General features: G+C 50.6%; 22 protein-coding genes. 8 read left to right on the top strand and 14 right to left on the bottom strand.

Annotated features, from left to right (window positions below; genetic code table 11):
* Position 1 precedes the first annotated feature (1 nt).
* From OH31_RS01130 to OH31_RS01110, 5 genes are all read right to left on the bottom strand, one after another.
* A complete protein-coding gene (locus OH31_RS01130; protein WP_242402155.1) occupies positions 2-1,462 on the bottom strand; it encodes a phosphatidylserine/phosphatidylglycerophosphate/cardiolipin synthase family protein in 1,461 nt (486 codons plus the stop codon).
* 32 nt (positions 1,463-1,494) lie between these two features.
* On the bottom strand, positions 1,495-1,875 hold the full coding sequence (locus tag OH31_RS01125; RefSeq protein ID WP_019882972.1) for a response regulator: 381 nt from the start codon (positions 1,873-1,875) through the stop codon (positions 1,495-1,497).
* 88 nt (positions 1,876-1,963) lie between these two features.
* On the bottom strand, positions 1,964-2,596 hold the full coding sequence (locus OH31_RS01120) for a response regulator transcription factor (RefSeq protein ID WP_019882971.1): 633 nt from the start codon (positions 2,594-2,596) through the stop codon (positions 1,964-1,966).
* Between the two features lie 36 nt (positions 2,597-2,632).
* On the bottom strand, positions 2,633-3,115 hold the full coding sequence (locus tag OH31_RS01115) for a phage holin family protein (RefSeq protein WP_024929287.1): 483 nt from the start codon (positions 3,113-3,115) through the stop codon (positions 2,633-2,635).
* A 12-nt stretch (positions 3,116-3,127) separates the two neighbouring features.
* Entirely contained in the window at positions 3,128-3,544 is a 417-nt protein-coding gene (locus OH31_RS01110; protein ID WP_019882969.1) for a YqjD family protein, read from the bottom strand.
* Between the two features lie 335 nt (positions 3,545-3,879).
* On the opposite strand from OH31_RS01110, the gene OH31_RS01105 reads away from it, so the two are divergent.
* The 3 genes from OH31_RS01105 (at position 3,880) to OH31_RS01095 (ending at position 6,549) form a co-directional block, all read left to right on the top strand.
* Positions 3,880-5,310 (top strand): CHASE3 domain-containing protein, encoded by a 1,431-nt coding sequence (locus tag OH31_RS01105; protein WP_024929286.1) that lies wholly within the window; start codon positions 3,880-3,882, stop codon positions 5,308-5,310.
* Between the two features lie 140 nt (positions 5,311-5,450).
* Positions 5,451-5,966 (top strand): BON domain-containing protein, encoded by a 516-nt coding sequence (locus OH31_RS01100; RefSeq protein WP_024929285.1) that lies wholly within the window; start codon positions 5,451-5,453, stop codon positions 5,964-5,966.
* Positions 5,967-6,111: 145 nt separating this feature from the next.
* Complete coding sequence (locus OH31_RS01095; protein ID WP_019882964.1) at positions 6,112-6,549, top strand: BON domain-containing protein; 438 nt, start codon at positions 6,112-6,114, stop codon at positions 6,547-6,549.
* A 60-nt stretch (positions 6,550-6,609) separates the two neighbouring features.
* Here the strand turns inward: OH31_RS01095 and OH31_RS01090 are convergent, their stop codons facing one another.
* Positions 6,610-7,209: a lipocalin family protein gene (locus OH31_RS01090; RefSeq protein ID WP_024929284.1), complete on the bottom strand. Its 600-nt coding sequence runs from the start codon at positions 7,207-7,209 to the stop codon at positions 6,610-6,612.
* A 119-nt stretch (positions 7,210-7,328) separates the two neighbouring features.
* Here OH31_RS01090 and OH31_RS01085 point away from each other — a divergent pair, with 119 nt between their 5' ends.
* Positions 7,329-7,772, top strand: a complete 444-nt coding sequence (locus OH31_RS01085) for a glycine zipper domain-containing protein (RefSeq protein WP_019882960.1) — start codon at positions 7,329-7,331, stop codon at positions 7,770-7,772.
* Between the two features lie 44 nt (positions 7,773-7,816).
* On the top strand, positions 7,817-8,257 hold the full coding sequence (locus tag OH31_RS01080; protein WP_242402154.1) for a bacteriocin: 441 nt from the start codon (positions 7,817-7,819) through the stop codon (positions 8,255-8,257).
* 37 nt (positions 8,258-8,294) lie between these two features.
* On the opposite strand, the gene OH31_RS01075 is transcribed toward OH31_RS01080, so the two are convergent.
* The 3 genes from OH31_RS01075 to OH31_RS01065 form a co-directional block, all read right to left on the bottom strand.
* Positions 8,295-9,269 (bottom strand): diguanylate cyclase, encoded by a 975-nt coding sequence (locus OH31_RS01075; protein ID WP_024929281.1) that lies wholly within the window; start codon positions 9,267-9,269, stop codon positions 8,295-8,297.
* A gap of 114 nt (positions 9,270-9,383) precedes the next feature.
* Positions 9,384-9,707 carry a quaternary ammonium compound efflux SMR transporter SugE gene (gene sugE / locus OH31_RS01070; protein ID WP_024929280.1) on the bottom strand — a complete coding sequence of 108 codons (324 nt, stop codon included), beginning with the start codon at positions 9,705-9,707 and terminating at the stop codon, positions 9,384-9,386.
* Positions 9,708-9,751: 44 nt separating this feature from the next.
* Positions 9,752-10,468 carry a pseudouridine synthase gene (locus tag OH31_RS01065; protein WP_024929279.1) on the bottom strand — a complete coding sequence of 239 codons (717 nt, stop codon included), beginning with the start codon at positions 10,466-10,468 and terminating at the stop codon, positions 9,752-9,754.
* An 846-nt stretch (positions 10,469-11,314) separates the two neighbouring features.
* Between OH31_RS01065 and OH31_RS01060 the strand changes: the two genes are divergently transcribed.
* Positions 11,315-12,109, top strand: a complete 795-nt coding sequence (locus OH31_RS01060; RefSeq protein ID WP_024929278.1) for an RNA methyltransferase — start codon at positions 11,315-11,317, stop codon at positions 12,107-12,109.
* A 14-nt stretch (positions 12,110-12,123) separates the two neighbouring features.
* Here OH31_RS01060 and hslO read toward each other — a convergent pair whose 3' ends face one another.
* The 3 genes from hslO to OH31_RS01045 are packed head-to-tail and all read right to left on the bottom strand — an operon-like array spanning position 12,124 to position 14,218.
* Positions 12,124-12,996: an Hsp33 family molecular chaperone HslO gene (gene hslO, locus OH31_RS01055; protein WP_024929277.1), complete on the bottom strand. Its 873-nt coding sequence runs from the start codon at positions 12,994-12,996 to the stop codon at positions 12,124-12,126.
* Positions 12,997-13,031: 35 nt separating this feature from the next.
* The gene (gene gluQRS, locus OH31_RS01050; RefSeq protein WP_024929276.1) at positions 13,032-13,904 is read right to left on the bottom strand and encodes a tRNA glutamyl-Q(34) synthetase GluQRS; all 873 of its coding nucleotides are present in this window, start codon (positions 13,902-13,904) and stop codon (positions 13,032-13,034) included.
* A 5-nt stretch (positions 13,905-13,909) separates the two neighbouring features.
* Entirely contained in the window at positions 13,910-14,218 is a 309-nt protein-coding gene (locus tag OH31_RS01045; RefSeq protein WP_024929275.1) for a DUF3301 domain-containing protein, read from the bottom strand.
* 79 nt (positions 14,219-14,297) lie between these two features.
* Between OH31_RS01045 and OH31_RS01040 the strand changes: the two genes are divergently transcribed.
* Together OH31_RS01040 and OH31_RS01035 are read left to right on the top strand one after the other, a co-directional pair.
* Entirely contained in the window at positions 14,298-14,972 is a 675-nt protein-coding gene (locus OH31_RS01040) for a hypothetical protein (RefSeq protein WP_024929274.1), read from the top strand.
* 222 nt (positions 14,973-15,194) lie between these two features.
* Positions 15,195-16,385 carry an ammonium transporter gene (locus OH31_RS01035; protein ID WP_024929273.1) on the top strand — a complete coding sequence of 397 codons (1,191 nt, stop codon included), beginning with the start codon at positions 15,195-15,197 and terminating at the stop codon, positions 16,383-16,385.
* A gap of 177 nt (positions 16,386-16,562) precedes the next feature.
* Here the strand turns inward: OH31_RS01035 and OH31_RS01030 are convergent, their stop codons facing one another.
* The gene (locus OH31_RS01030) at positions 16,563-17,273 is read right to left on the bottom strand and encodes a tetratricopeptide repeat protein (RefSeq protein ID WP_024929272.1); all 711 of its coding nucleotides are present in this window, start codon (positions 17,271-17,273) and stop codon (positions 16,563-16,565) included.
* 20 nt (positions 17,274-17,293) lie between these two features.
* Positions 17,294-18,226 (bottom strand): type II secretion system F family protein, encoded by a 933-nt coding sequence (locus OH31_RS01025; RefSeq protein ID WP_024929271.1) that lies wholly within the window; start codon positions 18,224-18,226, stop codon positions 17,294-17,296.
* Between the last annotated feature and the right edge of the window lie 7 nt (positions 18,227-18,233).

The following is an 18,233-nucleotide window of genomic DNA, read 5'->3' as shown; positions in this document are numbered from 1 at the left end:
TTTACAGGATACCTTCAAAAATACGCGATGACTGCTGTTTGAATTTTTGCCAGAGCGGGCGTTGTTGCCACTGTTCCAGTTCAATTTTTTCAGCATTCTTCAAATCTTGCTGAAAACGGCGTTCAAGCATACTGGCCGTTTCATTGCCCAAAATCACTACATCAATCTCGGCATTGATGCCCGCACTGCGATAGTCCAGATTGGAGCTGCCAATCACTGACCAGACACTATCAATAGACACCATTTTGGCATGTAATACCTGATCCTGCATCTCGTAAATCTCGACGCCATGTTTGAGCAAGTGGCTGTAATGCGAGCGTTGCACATTCATGGAGAGTGTAGAGTCACTGAAACTGGGCACCAGTAGCGATACTTTGACGCCACGGTCAGCCGCGTTGACCAGGGCCTCTTCCTGCGCGCTGGTTGGTACAAAGTAGGCAGAATTCAGGATGATGTGGTGTTCTGCATGCTGTATTGCGGCGATCAGGGTTAGATAGTATGGCGAATCAGTATTTTTGCGTTTGCTGGCAGGCGTGGTGATCACGCGTACGAACTGTCCTCCCTGTTTGGCCAGCGGTGGGAAGAAACTGCTTGTATCTAATGGCTGCGCAACATCCCAGTGGTCGAGAAACGCTTGCTGGATATTGGCCACCACCGGGCCAGTGATCATGACATCAGTATCTCGCCAGTCCGCCTGATTGAGGTCCGGCAGTTTTTGTTTGCTAAAGAATCTGAGCGAGCCTTTGCTTTGATAGGTTTTGCTTAAATTGACGCCGCCGACGATGGCCAGTTTGCCATCAACGATCATGATTTTACGATGGTCGCGCTGATTGATTCGTGCCAGTGTGCTGGCTTGTAGCGGATGAAAAACCGTGATTCTGGCGCCTGCTTTTTTCAAAGTCTCAAACAGTGCAGGGGGCGTATCGCCTGAGCCAATTGCGTCGTAGATCAAGTGAACGCTGACTCCTTGTGACAGTTTTTGCAATAGCAGTGCCTGTAAGGTGATGCCGCCGAGGTCGACATCCTCAAACGTAAAGTATTCCAGATGAATATATTGTTGTGCCCCTGCCAGGGCCTGACGCATATTGCTAAAGGTGAGTTCACCATTAAACAGTAAGGTGACTTTGTTATCGGCATACAAGCTATTGCCCGCAATCGCCTGTTCCACCTGAAGGTGTGCAGCCAGTGCTGCACGAATGCTTTCGTCGGGCGATAGTTTCTTTAAGGCCTGCTCGACTTTGCCCGGTGGCAAGGCCTGTTTGGCTGTGACGACTGTAATGGGCTGTGTTTGCGTATTGATCTCAGTGAGGGCCAGCTTGGCATCGGGAATTGATGCACAACCAGACAGCCACAGGCCTAGCAGGTATAAGCAAGCGCGTGACCAGCGCTGGCAAAGATCTTTAGTAAAACGGCTGTGATGAAGACAGCCAAGGCCTGGGCGTGTGCGGATTGTTGTGGGCATGGCGTCCACCATCACCATTAGGATGAGATGATTTAGGAAACGTGGCTGGCGTGCTGCTGGATGACGTCCATGCACTCGTCAAATTGCAGGGATTTATCGAAAAAGTACTCAACGCCCATATTGTGCGCCAGGTTACGGTAATAGCTGTTGCCGTGATTGGTCAGCATGACGATATCAGGCGCTTTAAACGGATAGCCTTGCTGGCGTGTGTGGCGTACCACATCAAAACCGGTGCCTTTGGCTAACTCAATATCCAGCACGATCATGTCGTACTGCCTGGCATTGAGCAAATCAATGGCTTCGTCGCTGGTGGTAGCGATGTCCCTGACGTCGAGCTGGTCACAGTCGTGCAACATCTCGACGATCACATCGCGAATCAGGGCAGAGTCTTCAACTAACAATAATCTATACATGACGGTTTAACCAGTGACTGATGTCAAATAAGGGGTTAACACAGGCTGCTTGGCGATGCTATTCATGCGTACATTCAATTGTATTGGCTTAATTAAGCAAACCGTATTTGATGGCATAGTAGGTCAAGTCAGCATTCGATTTCATGGCCATTTTTTCCAGGATACGGCTGCGGTAAGTACTGACCGTTTTGATACTGATAAATAACTCATCCGCAATGGCGGTAGGCGTTTGGCCGGTTGCCAGTTTAACGAATACCTGGAATTCACGGTCAGACAAGGTTTCGTGCAACTGCTTTTCTGAGGGATGACTGAGTTCGTTGGTCATCAGCTCAGCCAGTTCGGCCGAAATGTAACGCTTGCCTGCAGATACGGTGCGAATGGCCAGGATGATTTCATCTGAATCCGCATTTTTGGATAAATAGCCTTTGCAGCCATTACGCATTAAGTTCAACGCGTATTGATCCTCTGCATAACCACTGAGCACCAGTACCGGTAAGTCTGGCGACACATGTTTGAGTTCATGCAAGGTATCCACCCCGTTTTTGTCAGGCATCGAAATATCAAGCACCATGGCATCATATTCATTTTTGCGCACCAGCTGGATCGCCTCTGCCCCTGACGAGGCTTCCCCGGTCACTTGCAGATCATTTTCCAGTTCGATCAGGTTACGCAAACCATCACGCACAATGCTGTGATCATCTACCAAAAGAATTCTTTTCATGCGGTTCTCTTAAATTCGTTAGTCAGGGTTTATGTCTCAGCTTGCAGATTTTTCGCCATCATTGTCTGGCGCAGCTGCCGGGTCTGTTTGCGCATCTGGCGCCATTTCTTTTCTAAACAAGCGCCAGTCCTGGCTGATCATGGCCAGCGAGTCAGCAAACAATGGTTTCTTATGCCAAATGGCGCGTACAGCAATAAAAGCAATAATACCGATAATTGTGGGCACCAGCATTGCCAGGCCAAGAATTAAAGAGCGGTTTGGATGTTGCCACAATAGTGAAAACAGCCACATCAAGCCGAGTAAACCGGTAAAAATGAACATGCTAAACACCACCAGCATGCCTACCATGCTGGTGGCCAGGCGTTCAGTTTCCTCCAGAAAATCCTGTTTCAATTGTTGTGCACGGTCTTCTGTGTAATCGGCGACGTGATGACGCAAATTGAAAAAACTACCTTTCAATGCGCTCACTTTGCGATTTAAAAACAAAACAGCGACAAATTTCAAGAGGTTTACCCACATAGCTTTCCTTGCTTATTCACGACGTTTGGTGCCTAACAGGTATCCTATCAGCAAACCGACACCAGCGGCTACCAGCACGGTGCCCAATGGATGTTCCTGCACAGTATCGGCGGTCTTGTCTTTGATCGAGTGGTAAGTGTCGCTCACTTCGCGTTGCACTTGCTCTTTGACACGGCCCGCTTTTGAGCTCAGGTTGGAGGCAAGGGCTGCCGCATTTTCTTCGCTGGTTAAACGGTCAATATTACTTTTCAGGGTATGAATCAGCTCTTTTGCCTTGTCCTGCGTAGTGTCCGCAGTATCATTGACGGCATCCAGCAGCTCATTGGCAGTCGATTTCACCTGCGCAGCGATTTGTTCAATGGCCTGGTCAGAGTGTTTGGCCAAGCGATCAGTCGTGTTCTCAACATTGTCTTTTGAAAAATTAAACATTTTGAAACTCCTTTTTAAATCGTGGTTTTACATACGTAGTTCAGTGTCTTACTCACATAACAAATAAACCGTTATGACTGATTGGACAGTTGATTAAACGAAAAGTGTTTTCAACATGTGGCCATCTTATCCAACTGCCATGCAATCTACCTATCGGCCAGCCACCGATATCAAAGTCAGAATTCTCTGACAGTGCATTAATTCACAAGGCAACACATCTTTACGTTGCTGTTAGTTCGCAACACCGCTATGATGCGTTTGATATATTGTGAACAATACACGCAAAAAACGTTACGCCGGATTGCCTGATTTTTCAATCTCTTCACTCAACCGCCATGCAAAAATTCAGAACCTACCTTATCGCCTTGCTTGATCGGCTGGAAAAAATCAGTGATACCTTTGGCGGTAACACGGTGGCTTTGCTCACTGTCAGTCTGATGCTGGCGGCCGCCATGCTGGTGGTGAATGACCGCTTTATTGTCACCACCCGCGAAAAAACCGACGTATTAGCCATGCTGGACCAGTTGCTGCTCGAAACCTGGAAAACCCAGTCCAACCTGGCCGTTGCCGAAAGTGCGCAGCGCGGGTATTTGCTCACGCGTTCAGAAAACTACTTTAAACCCTATGATGATGCGACCAAGCAAATGAGTCAGCATCTACGCAACATCAATAAATTGCTCAACCATACCAACCTGGTCAAGCATCCGGTGATACAAACCACCATGAGCGAGCTGGTGAACAGTATTGTGAAGAAGTCTGCTGAAATGAGCGTGACCATTGATTTTGCTAAAAAGCGCCAGTTTGATAAAGCGTTGGCGGTCGTCAAGCTGGATTCCGGGATCAAGGAAAGCCGTAATATTGAAGTATTGTCGCGCCAGTTTGAAAAGCTGGTGCTGGATTACCGTGACGAAGTGGCCGATACGCGGGATACGACACGCAAGCTGATGCGCTGGTTTGTCATGGCCTGCCCGCTGATCTTTGTATCATTGGTGGTGCTGGTGATACGCCGCTTGTTACGCGAACTGGCGGAGAAGGCTAATTTATATGTACGCCTGACCGATGAGAACGCGGAGTATGAGCGCAATATTCAGCGCCTGACCACTGCTGTGCAGGGCCAGGCCTTGCAGGCACAAACCAATATTGAACATGAGCGCTATCAATTATCCCGAGAGTTACATGATGAACTGGGTTCTTTGCTGACTGCGATCAAGATGGATATTTCCTGGGCGATCAAGCATGTGAAGGATCAGTTGCCGCAGGTGACCGAGAAGCTCAAAAAGACCAATCAGTACCTGGATCGCAGTATTAATTTTAAACGCGAAATCGTACAAAACCTGCACCCGGCCATGATTAAGAGTTTTGGCCTGATTGCGTCGTTGCAGAACCTGATTGATGAAGCCAGGTCACGTAACCAGTGGCAAATGGATATTATTATGCCAGAGCAGGAAATGGCGATTAACGAGACCGTCAGCCTGATTGTTTACCGTTTGGTGCAAGAGAGTTTAAATAACTGTAGCAAATATGCCAAGGCGACCGAAGTCTCTGTACATTTAATGCATGACGATCAGCATATCAAATTAGAGATCGTGGACAACGGTATCGGCTTTGACCCGGAAAAACTCACCAATAGCACCCATGGTATCAGCGGTATGTGTAACCGTGTGGAGTCGATTGGCGGGCATTATGAAATCACCAGCGCTCCGCAACAAGGCGCCAGCACGCGCGTACTGTTGCCGTATCTCAAGAGTGACCCTTCTGCTGCCTGAGTGCAGCCCCAGCCTCACTGTAGGCCTATTCTGACATGACATTCAGTCGTTGGACGACTGACCTGACACGCGCACCTCATTAATATGGCCACACAAGACAGCAGAACTGTTTTGTGTAACGCGTGAAAAAGGAGACGCTCATGTTAATGTCAAAATACACACAAGCAACAATCTTTGGCGGCCTGTTGGCGACAACCATCACATTAAATGCTTTCGCATTCGATCTACAGGAAGTCCAGAACGGTGAAAAACCCTATCTGGAAGAATTTAACACCCTGGACAAGAATGCCAATAACTCACTGAACTGGTCCGAGTTGCAACAGGACAAAGGGGTTAAGCAACAAGATTTCAAAGCGTTTGACCATGATAAGGATGGTAGTTTGAGCTACGACGAATATGCAGAGCTCAAAACACAAACTGGTCAAAAAGCGATCAAAGGCGCCATGTCTGATAGCTGGATTACCACCAAAGTGAAAGCCCGCTTGCTGGAAGAGGAGTCATTGAAGTCCCTCAAAATCAGCGTGGAAACACACAAAGGTGAAGTGCTGATTAGTGGCTTTGTGTCTGAGGCTGCGCTGAAATCCAAGGCAGAGCAACTGGTGGCCAGCGTTGAAGGCGTGAAGTCTGTGAAAAACGCTATTGTGGTTAAAGGTTAATAAACACCCCCTCGCAAGCTACATATTCTCTCCCAAGTGCGTAGCTTGCTTTTTTCTTGCGGCGGGTTGTTCTTCATGTGTTGACTGATTCATCCTCTGTACAACTTGAACAACTCGCCACCTTATGCAACAGAAAGGAAACATCATGAATAAGATGAACCGATATCTGGCGATGAGTACGATGATTGCTTTATTAGTGGGTGGCAGCGCCAATGCGCTGGCTGCGGGTGTGCTTGCCAAAGCTGAGCCCATGTATAACTTTTTGCCTAGTGACACCGTGGTTGATAATGTGAAAAATACGTTGCAAACACATGGTGTAGATGTGTCGAGCATTCAGGTCGATGCCGATGCGCAAGGCGTGGTGCAGCTGAGTGGTGAAGTGGCCTCCAAGCAGGATGTGGAGACCGTAACCCAACTGGCCAAGCAGGCGGATGGTGTTTACGCGGTGTTAGGTGCATTACGTTACAGCACCGGTGAAGTCGTGCCAGCGCCCGTGCCTGCAGGTCTGGATCCGGTGATGGATGCGCCGGCGGCGGGCCCTGAAAGCGGTCGGCCCGAAAGCGAGCAGATTGACGCGCAATGAACAGAGCGGGAGGGGCAGCCCTCCCGCGCGTTAATCTCCAGTGGATTGACGCGGCAGGAGTTAGTGATGCTGGGGCATCACATGTCGACCGGATTCGTACTCAACCTGGTTGGACTGGCGGATGAACAATAGCTGGTCAGTGGCAAATCCCAGTTCTTTGGCTTTGGCCATCAGGTGTTGTTTGATCGGGTAAGTGAGTTGTGGGGTGCGCGACAGTATCCATAAATAGTCACGACCGCTACTCACCAGTGCATAGTTGTAGTAGGGCTGGTCTACTTCGAGGATGTTGTAATCCCCATAAAATGGCCCGAAGAAAGACACTTTAAGGCGGCCAGTCCGGCTGCCATCTGCATTGGCGGGGTCGACGAACTTGGCTTTGCCTATGGCTTCACTCCAGTCGTTTTTCTCGGGACTAAATCCACGGTTAACCACTTTGAGCGTGCCATCTGCTTCCAGGCTATAGCTGGCGGTCACCTGTTCCAGCCCTTTTTCAAATGTGTTGTCCAGCCTGGCAATTTCATACCAGGTACCCACATATTGGGTCGGGTCAAAACGGCGCACAATGGCCTGTTCAGCTTGCGGTGGCAAAGGCGCTGAGCAAGCGATTAAGGTGAGTGCAAGCAGCGGTGAACAGAGTAGTGATAAACGGGTAGCTAACATGATGTGAGTGTGTAGATGAAGGATATAAAGCCCGTCATGACTGACAAGACAGTTTAAAATAACATAAATTCAATCAAGGCAACATTCAAGCAAGTAGTTAATTCAAATAAGGGAAGATGATGAAGTTTTTAAAGATGTGCAAGGTATGGGGCGTGTTGGCATTGTTATCGACGACTGCGATGGCAGATAATCTGGAAACCGGTCTCGGTGGCGGTGTCGGCGCAGCTGCAGGCACTGCGGTTGGTAGCGTACTCGGTGGCAGTACGGGTGAAGTCATTGGCGGTGCCGTAGGCGGTGGCCTGGGTGGGGCAGCGACAACTGGCCGCGCTGGTCGTACAGGGGCCATTCTGGGCGGTGCCGCTGGCGGCGCAACGGGTGCCATGGTTGGCCGTAAAGTCAGCGGCACCACGACTGGCGCCGTGGTCGGTGCAGGAGTTGGTGGTGCCGGTGGTGCGGTGGTCGGTAAGGTGATTGATGAACCTGATCCATACCAGAGAAGTTACCGTGGTAAAAAAGGCAAAAAACATGGCCACCATCATGGCCGCGGTCATCATCATGATTAAACCCCTGTCATCCCGCGTGAAGCGTTAATCCTGGAGTCACTGCCATGAGAATCTGGATATTATCAGTCGGCCTGTTATGCATGAGTCATGTCGTGCAGGCACAAAGTTGCAACAATCAAGCCGTCGGCGCCAGTGGTGTCGGTGGTTTGGCTGGTTCGGCCATTGGCGCAGTGATGCTGGGCCCCGCCGGGGAAGTATTAGGCGGGGCGGTGGGCGGTGCCGTTGGCAGCGTGGTCGCCAATGGCGGCAAGACTCAACCTCATACCATGCTGGGTGGCGCGGTGGGCGGTGCTGGCGGTGCGATTCTTGGGCGTGGATTAGGTGGCGGCCGTTTATTGGCCGTGCTTGGTGCAGGGGTGGGTAGTGCAGGCGGCGCGTGTGTGGCACAACAGGCCGGGACCGGTAAAACTCACCATGCAGCCAGCGCAAAGAAACGTTCGGCCAATAACGCAACAGCCAAAGCGCAAAAGTTGCTGGGCAGTTAATTCACCATCGCCTGCGACCAGCTTGCTTGATCGCAGGTTATTTTCCCATCAGCGCAGCACTGGCTTTTTTCAGTTGGTACATCATGGTGTCCCCTTCAAGCAGCAGTTGATCCACGGATTTTGGTTGCTGGGGATCAAACTCGACGATGCCTTGTGAGAATGATATTTTATAAGGTTGTCGCAGTTGCTGCCGGATCATGTCTAAATGATGGCATAGCCTTTGCGTCACAATATGTGCTTCTTGTTCACGGGTGCAGGCGAGCAAGATCACAAACTCATCGCCACCCAGTCGCGCAAAAATATCCGAGCTGCGGCCCATTTCTTTCAGTGCTTTGCCAAACGTTTGCAAGGCACGATCGCCTTCATCATGGCCATAGGTGTCGTTGATGATCTTAAAGTCATTCAGGTCTAAAAACACCAGTGAGGCATGCAATTGGTGACGGCTAAAATAATTGAGGTATTTTTCCGTCAGCATGATAAAGCCGCGTCGATTACTGAGGTCGGTCAGTTCATCCATGGTCGCCAGTTCAATCGCCGCCAGCTCGCTCTCTACCATGGTTGCCAGGTCATCGAGGTCTTCTATATCCCGGGCTGGAAACTCCCGTGGTTGCGAGTCAATTAGGCATAACGTGCCGACTTTAAACCCATGGGTGGTGCGTATTGGCCTGCCAGCATAAAAGCGAATATGTGGTGCAGCCGTCACCAGTGGGTTATCAAGAAACCTGGGGTCTTTGGAGGCATCATTAATGACGAAGGTGTCATTACCTAAGATCGCATGACCACAAAAGGAGATGTCGCGTGAGGTTTCTGAGACTTGCAGTCCCATACAGGACTTGAACCATTGGCGATTGGTATCGACCAGGCTGACCAGCGCAATCGGTACATTAAACATGCGCGTCGCAATTCTGGTTAAACGGTCAAAACGTTCTTCTGCCTGCGTATCAAGGATGGCGAGCGCGCGTAATACATGCAAGCGCTCTATTTCATTGGCAGGAATAGCTGGTATTTGCAAAGCACTCGATCCTTTGACAGGGATGTTGTAACGATCATACCGCGTTTTTTATGATTTATACAAAAAAATACAACTGTTTTTCCAGGTGAGTTTTTGACAGGCAGAAGGCTGCGCTTATGCTTGTGTGGTCGCGAGTTTTAAACCGATAATGCCCGCCATAATCAAGCCCAGGCTAATGATACGCAAGGCAGATACCGGCTCCCTAAACAGCCAGATACCGCCAATCACCGTCCCCACAGCACCGATGCCCACCCAGACGGCATAAGCCGTGCCGACTGGCAACGATTTGACGCAGAGGCCCAGTAACCAGACACTGATAATCATGGCGAGAATGGTCCAGAATGACGGCCAGAAGCGGGTGAAGCCATCCGTATATTTCAATCCTATGGCCCAGGCCGTTTCAAACAAGCCAGCAATAACCAGGGTTAGCCACGTCATAAAGTTTCCTTTTTAAGTAATGCGATTCAAGGCTGCCGCGTAAATCAAGACTGGACAGCGATTAAGTCCTCGGCGGACAGCCAGCGCCACTCGCCAGCCGCCAATGTTTCAGGCAATACCAGTTGACCGATTTTGATCCGTTTCAATGCCTCGACACGGTTGCCAATCGCGGCAATCATGCGTTTGACCTGGTGGTATTTTCCCTCCGCCAGGGTCATGTGTAGCACCGTTGCAGAAATGCTGGTCACCGCCAGTGCTGCAATGGTTTCTTCCTCATCAATCAGTTTGACACCAGCCAGCAAATGTTCAAGGTCGGCGGCACTCAAGGCGTGCTTGCAAGTGACTTCATACACTTTAGGCACATGGTGCTTGGGAGAGCTGACTTTATGGATAAACTGCCCATCATCCGACAGCAGAATCAGCCCCGTGGTGTCTTCATCCAGGCGGCCTATGCATTGAATGCCGCGCTCCACCAGCGGCTCAGGCAGCAGCGTGTAAATGGTTGGGTGGAACTGGGTTTTGTGCGTGCATTCATAATGCGCAGGCTTGTGCATCAGCAGGTAGCTATGTTCGCGATACTGCCAGGCCTCGCCATTGACGGTGAAGTGTAGGGTATCGTCGAGGGCAAATTTGGCGTCCGGGTCATCGCACAGTTCACCGTTGACGGTGACTTCTTCGTTGATGATTAAAATACGGCACATCTTGCGCGTGCCAAAGCCCTGACGGTGCAGGATACGTTCTAGATCTAATGTTTTTGCCATGATGGGATTATACGTGAATTGGATGTGGGCTTTGGTGTGACTGGGTTTCTTAATGTGCTAGAAGGTCATTCTTACGTGGGGTGACTACTTGTAGGGATTTTTTTGCTCGCGATTGTATTGGATTGGAAGGTTTCTTTTCGCCTTTTTGGCGAGTTACTTTTCTTTGCTTGCCCAAAGCGAAGACTATTCTATGATTGATCTATTTCGCCCTTTCGGCGACCGTTCTTTCTTATGCTTGTCCATAAGAAAGAAGGCAAAGAACAAGACACCCCAGCTTCCGCTTTTATCCTGCGCTACTCGGCTTGCCGGGCGTCCATCGAAACTCGCCCTGACAAGCCACACAGAACGTGGCTTGTTGCGGAGCTCAGACAGCCGATGGCCGAGAACTCCCGCCAAGCCTGCGTTGCTCGGCGCGGCAGATGGGGACCCCGAACACCAATCGAATGCCACCGAATGTAGTTTTAATCAACGAATCTGGTTTTCTAACCTCCCAAGTTACTGCGTTGCTAGTTTGGCGAGATAAATCCCATTCCATCACGCTGAGTAGCGGAGACAAAATAAGAGTAGAGGGAGCGACTGTCCGAATCCCGCGGTGGGCTGCGTAGTGTGCAGCCCGCTAGGTTGAGTTTCGTGACCGGCTTATTTTGTTGAGCAACGCAAGGAAGCCGAAGGCCGTGATGGCTGGGTGCCCTCTTTTTGGTTACTTTTTTGGGGCAAGCAAAAAAAGTAACTCGCCAATAAGGCGAAAAGAACTTTGGCGGTGTGCAAGTGGTGAATGCCTAAAGAATAACCTTTCTTCCCAATCCCAAAATCAGCCACCCAAGCAATTCACGTATAATCCCACTCATGGCCTTCAAACACATCACTTCCCGCGATAATCCCGTTTTTAAACAGCTACGCAAACTGCTCGATCAGTCTCGCGAGCGCAGGAAAACAGCGTCAACGCTGCTCGAGGGCGTGCATTTAATCGAGGCATATTGCCAGACCTATGGTGAGCCGCGTTTGCTGATTATCCCGGAAGGGCATAGCACGGTGGAAGCGACTGGTTTGATTCAGCAGTTGTCTGATGTCGATACCATGCTGCTGCCGACTTTGATGTTTGCTGAACTGGCGCCTGTGGCGTCTAGCAGTGGGGTGATGGCGCTGGTGGATATTCCTGAACCCGTGCTGCCTGAAAAGGTTGATTTTGCCTTGTTGATTGAAGATATTCAGGATCCCGGTAATTTGGGCAGTATATTACGCACCGCAGCTGCGGCCGGGGTGCAAGTGGCTTACCTGAGCAAGGGCTGTACCGATGCCTGGTCGCCTAAGGCTTTACGCGGCGGGCAGGGTGCACAGTTTGTATTGCCGGTGGTAGAAGGCGTGGATGCTGTTGAAGTGGTGCACAGTTTTGATGGCCGCACGCTGGCGCTGACCATGCAGGGCGACAGTCTGTATGAGCAAGCCTTGCGTGAGCGGGTGTTGTTTGCGGTGGGTAATGAAGGCGCGGGGATTTCTGCCGCCTTGCAATCTGCCGTCAGTACCTGCATCACCATTCCGATGGCGCATCAGGGAACATTGGCGCTGGAATCACTGAATGCCGCAGCCGCGACCGCAGTGGCGCTGTTTGAGTGTCAGCGCCAACGCTTGCTCGCTGGGTAATGGTTTAAATGGTATTAGTGCGTGACCTCGTGGTCATCGTCTTCGTCAAATAGGGCCAGCGCTTCCTGCTCGTCGACCACGTAGTGCTTGTTGCAGAAGTCACATTGAATCTGCACGCTGCCTTGTTCTTCAATGATGCTGCGTACTTCGGCCATACCCAGCATTTGCAGCATATTGGTGACGCTGGTTTGTGAGCAACTACAAAATGCTTGCACTTCACGGCCGCTGAACAAGCGCACATCTTCTTCTGCAAACAGGCGCTGCAGCAGGGTGACCGTGTCCAGGTCTAATAACTCCTGCTCGGTGACCGTGCCTGCCAGGTGCTGCACACGGTTCCAGCAATCGAGGTCACTTTCTTGTTGCTGCGGCAATTTTTGCAGCAGCAGGCCTGAGGCGCGCTCGCCATCTGAGGCCAACCATAAACGGGTATCGATTTGCTGTGAGCGCAACATGTAGTTCTCCAGCATGCTGGCGATATTGTCACCTTCTAGCGGCACAATGCCTTGATAAGGCTCACCTTCTTCTGGCATCAGCGTAATCACTAATTGCCCTTGTTTGAGCCAGGCGGTCAAGTTGTCGCCATGTAGTTCGGCGCCGACTTTGGCCGTAGCGCGGATATTCAGCCCGGAGGTGCACTCCACCACCAGCAGTTGTAGTGCGCCCTGGCTTTGCAATTGCAAAATCAGTTTGCCCTGCATTTTGAGCGTCGCGGTGAGCAGTACGCTGGCGGCAGTGAATTCGCCTATGGCTTTTTTCAGGGCGGGCGGTAATGACTGATGCTCAAGCGCGGTCGACAGGCTTTGGTCAAGCTGGACACAGTTGCCACGCACGGCAGACTGCTCAAAAATAAACGGGTGTAATTGGTCTTGGTTACGATCTTGGTTCATGCCGGCATTTTACCATTTGCAGGCAAAACTGATTGTTAAGCGCTGGTAATTTTTGGCAACTGCCAGTGCGTTATCGCCCATTGCCATAGATTTGCCAGCGATAGCGATTGTGCATTTTCCGGCAAGGCTTGTTGCAGAAAAGTGAGTGCGGCGACCAGTGTGTCCACGAGATTGTCTTCAGGTAATGCCGTGGCCAATGTCTGTTTACTCAATTTTTGTCCGTCGGCATTTAATACCAATGGAAGATGGGTGTAGATTGGCGTGGGGTAGCCGAGTAATTGTTGCAGGTAAATTTGCCGCGTTGTGGAATTGAGTAAATCAGCGCCACGTACGACATGCGTCACGCCTTGCAAGGCGTCATCTATCACCACCGCCAATTGATAGCTAAACAGTCCATCAGCGCGTTTAACGACAAAGTCACCAATGTCACTCGCCATATGGTGTTGCTGGTGGCCCTGAATGAGGTCCTGAAAGCTGATGGTCTGGGCGTCCGTTTTAATGCGCCAGGCAGCGGCTGCACCTGGTTTGGTTGGATGCTGCAAACAAGTGCCGGGATAAATGGCCCCTTCTATGCCGAGCAGCGTGCTGGAGTCGGTAATCTCTTTGCGCGAGCAGGTGCAGGGATAGGCCAGGCCGCGCTGGCGCAGTTGCTGCAATGCCGATTGGTAGTATTCACTGCGTTGGCTTTGATAAACAATCTCTCCATCCCACACAAAGCCGTAGTGTTGCAGGGTATGAATAATCGCTTCACTGGCACCCGCCACGTGCCTGGTTTGATCAACGTCCTCAATGCGCAACAGCCATTGCCCGCCACGACTTTTAGCATCGCAATAGCTGGCAACGGCGGCCACCAGTGAACCAAAGTGCAGTGGCCCGGTAGGCGAGGGAGCAAAGCGGCCAACCACCATGTTGATTACTGTGCAGCGTAGGGTGGAATATGCCAGGCCACCAGCTGCGCGCCGCGTAACTGCAAGTGGCAGGCCATGCGCTCAACGCCCTGGCTGGAGACGTCAAAAGTATAAGTGCGCTGCAATTGCATGCGGCCATTGCCATCCCGGGCAAAGCCCACGCGCGAGCAGGCAACGGTTTCGTCTAAAAACTGCAAATGGCAACGCTCTGCCAGTTGACGTCCAATCTTTAAAGCCGCCTCGCGTTTGGCCACAGAGTCCATCCAAAACCATGCACCTGCAATTAAAATGGCCAATAAAGCCCATTCAGCCATTGTTGTTCTCCCGTAAAGCGATCATATGTTTCAGTGTATGATGTTTCAAGTTCATATTCCTATATCAGTGCAACCTGTCATGAGTTCAAGTCGCGAAGCAGACGCTATTCAAGCCTATTATAATTTATTGCATGGCAAGGGGGCGGATGCCGCCATTATGGCGCAACGCGATGCCTTGCTGGCCGAGTTAAGTCCTTTGCTGGCAGATCAGGAGTGTACCAGCACGGCCTATCGCCAGGCGGTTGATGATTGCCTGAACGATAAACCGGCACAACGCTGGCCTGAGTTGCTCACCATTATCCGTGAGTTTTACCCATTCTGGCGTGGCGATGTGAAAGCCGTGATGCAATATGCAGAGTCGGTTGGCTTTGAGTTGCATCCTATCGGCTGGCAGCCGGCCGTGATCGATTTACAGTCAGTCTGGCCAGCGTTGCAGTCGGAAAAATTTGAGACTTCAGAGCTGTGGGCGCTCAATGGCTATGTCAAAGCGCTCAAGTCTATGGAGCACAAGCAGGAAATGGATATTGAACTGCGCACGCGGATGGCGAAACTGATGTTGTTACGCCTGCGAGAAGCCCCCTTGTCTGAAAAGAATGCTTTTCGTATCACTGCTGATGCAACCTTACCGTTGTTTAACCTCAAAAATACCCGTCACCTGTTTTTAAATGCTGTGCGTGAGTTTTATTATTTTTGGGCGGCACATCCTGATGCGGTTGAAATGCTCAAACAGTTGCAGCCACCAGAAATTATGTAAAATTGCACTAAAATTGTGCAATGCACTTTTGTTGGTTCTATTTTGGTGCAATTTCTCGTAGTCCTCAAAGCAAGTGCCTTTAAAATCAATCACATAAAAATGGTCTGATATTTGCTTTAGCCATGCGCATTAAATTGGTGCGCATTTTAATAGTGCGTATTCAATATAAGGCGTGCCATCAGGCAAAACGCCAACTTTCACCACTATTAGTCGGAGAGCGAAATGGAAGCATTAGTGTCAGCGAATGACGTCTTGTTTGTATTGCTTGGAGCCATTATGGTGCTGGCAATGCATGCCGGATTTGCCTTTTTGGAGGTCGGCACTGTACGTCAAAAAAACCAGGTCAATGCCTTGGTCAAAATCATGGTGGATTTTTGTGTGTCTACCATCGCCTATTTTTTCATTGGTTACAGCATTGCCTATGGCATCAATTTTTTCAGCGGCGCCGATGTATTGGCCGCGAAAAGTGGCTATGACCTGGTCAAGTTCTTTTTCCTGTTAACCTTTGCCGCGGCTATCCCGGCGATTGTCTCTGGCGGCATTGCCGAACGCGCCAAATTCAATCCGCAAATGGCCGCCACTTTTCTCATCGTTGGTTTTGTCTACCCGTTTTTTGAGGGCATCGCCTGGAATAATCATTTCGGTTTTCAAGACTGGTTAAAAGCCAGTTTTGGCGCAGGTTTTCATGACTTTGCCGGTTCAGTCGTGGTGCATGCCATGGGCGGCTGGATTGCACTGGCGGCGGTTATCCTGCTCGGTGCGCGTAATGGACGCTATACCAAAGATGGCCGTTTGCATGCCTATCCGCCTTCCAATATTCCTTTCCTCGCTTTAGGTGCCTGGATACTTACGGTTGGCTGGTTTGGTTTTAACGTCATGTCTGCGCAGTCGATACAAAACATCTCAGGCCTGGTGGCCGTCAATTCGCTGATGGCCCTGGTTGGCGGCACGCTGGCCGCCCTGGTGCTAGGTAAAAATGACCCCGGTTTCGTACATAACGGACCTCTGGCAGGGTTGGTGGCCGTATGTGCTGGCTCTGACGTGATGCATCCGCTAGGCGCATTAGTCACCGGCGCCGTTGCTGGCACATTGTTTGTGTGGGCATTTACCATGACTCAAAACCGCCTGAAGATTGATGATGTACTGGGTGTCTGGCCGCTGCACGGCCTATGCGGCGCCTGGGGCGGTTTGGCGGCCGGTATTTTTGGCTGTTCTGCTTTAGGCGGCATGGGCGGTGTCAGCTTTATCAGTCAACTTATCGGCACACTCACAGGCGTCGTCATTGCACTGGTCGGCGGCGCCATTGTGTATGGCCTGATCAAAAAAACGGTAGGTATTCGACTGGATGCCGAGTCAGAATTTGACGGCGCAGATTTGAGTATTCATAAGATTCCGTCAGTGTCTGGGGATTGATCAGTCACACATCATTGTGCTGCCTGATTCTCTGTGCGCCTGAGCAAACAAAAAGGCCTGCCACTTTTGGTGACAGGCCTTTTGTTTGCAGCGTCTGGGGGGCTGTGAGTGATATTTGTGATACCAATCACAACCTACTGCAAAACGATGTACATTCACGCGTTTGGCTACAAATGATCAGAGTAGCAGTGCCAGCGAGAGAAATTTCAATATTGCACTTAACGCACCAGACCCTTGCTTTTTGGCTGGTTGCGCATCGACGATGACCACTTCATCTGCTGGTGCAGCGGGCTGACTGCTTTGATACGCCAGACCGTATAAATATTTACCTTTCTGCTGCAAAGTGGCTGGTGGCGGTTGGCTGGCGGCAGACGCTTGTGCGATGACCTGCGGCTCATTTTTACCGGCGGCCACCGACATTTCTAATAACGCCAGGTTATTTTGGGCTTTGAGGTACTGACCATCCACAGCGATTCCGTCATGCAGGGCCTTTTCTGCATGGGCATAATCCTGTTTCTGCATATAGGCAAAGCCGAGGTTGTTATAATTTTTGGCGCTGGGCTCAACGCTGACCAGCTGTTCCAGCGCTGCAATCGCTTCATCGGTGCGATTGTGGCGCATGAGCAAGGCACTCAGGTGTTGCAGGCTGGCAATATGTTGCGGCTCAAGATGCAAGGCTTTTTGATAGGCGACCACCGCCATGTCGGTATTGTTGAGTCGTTCGTAATTCAAGCCTATCTGGTCGTAGTCAGCGGCTGAGCTGGCGGAGACCAGTTCGATATTTGTCGTGGGCTTGATTTGGAACGAGGCCTGCTTTTCATCACGGATCTGGTGGGTGCATCCCAGTGCCAGCAGTGAAGAGAAAATCACTATATAGGTTAAATGCATCGCAGCTTCCTCCTTATATGCTAGGGGCCAAGATGGATCGCGCTGAATATTTCCATGATTGCGGGACCCGCCAGAATAAAAAGCAAGGTTGGCAGCATAAAGAAAGCCACAGGGAACAGTAACTTGACTGGAATCTTTGCCGCTCTTTCTTCTGCGCGTTGCTTTCTTTTTAAGCGCAACTCTTCAGAGCTGACCTTGAGTGACTCACTGACACTGGTGCCATAGCGCTCGGCTTGAATAATCATGGAGGCAAAACTGTTGATGTCTTCAATGCCGACACGCAGGACAAAATGCCTGAGTGCGCGCTCACGGCTTTTACCGGAGCGTACTTCTAGCAAAATCAGTTCCATTTCATCGTGCAGGATTTTTGATTTGATTTTTATTTCATGTGACACGCGTGTGAGTGCCTGATCAAAACTGAGGCCTGCATCCATACAGATCACCAGTAAGTCCAGCGCATCTGGAAACGCGCCCAGAATCTCTTCTTTGCGCTGGCTGATGACAAAGTCCAGGTATATTTTTGGCAGCACCAGGCCCATGGCCGCGCCTGAAAACAGGATGACGGCCAGGCTGAGTGAGTTGTCACGTGACAGTTGCTCTTTAAACAGCAGGTAAAACAAGAGCGGGATGGCAAAAGTCAGTATGGTCTTGATGCCGAAGAACAAACTTGGCGCATATTCGCCGCGCCAGCCGGCCTGCAAGAACTGCACTTTGAGCGGCGAAGTTTCCCAACCATCTTTAGGCAAGGTGAGTTTGGCAAACGGCTCGACCAGCTTGACCACTTTAAAGGCGAACTCCTCATCCGCGTCTGATTTGAGTTGCGCGCTTTGTTGCGTGGTTTGTAGCGACTTTAACCTTCGCGCATATTTGTCATGCGAGAACAGTGAAAACATAAACATTGCCAGGGCAAAAACTGCAACGAAGACACAGATATAAACAATGATTTCGTTCATGATAGAC

This window comes from Methylophilus sp. OH31, from assembly GCF_000576615.1.
Lineage (GTDB): Bacteria > Pseudomonadota > Gammaproteobacteria > Burkholderiales > Methylophilaceae > Methylophilus.
Note: the sequence above shows the minus strand (reverse complement) of the source record. Positions and strands in the feature narration are given on the sequence as shown.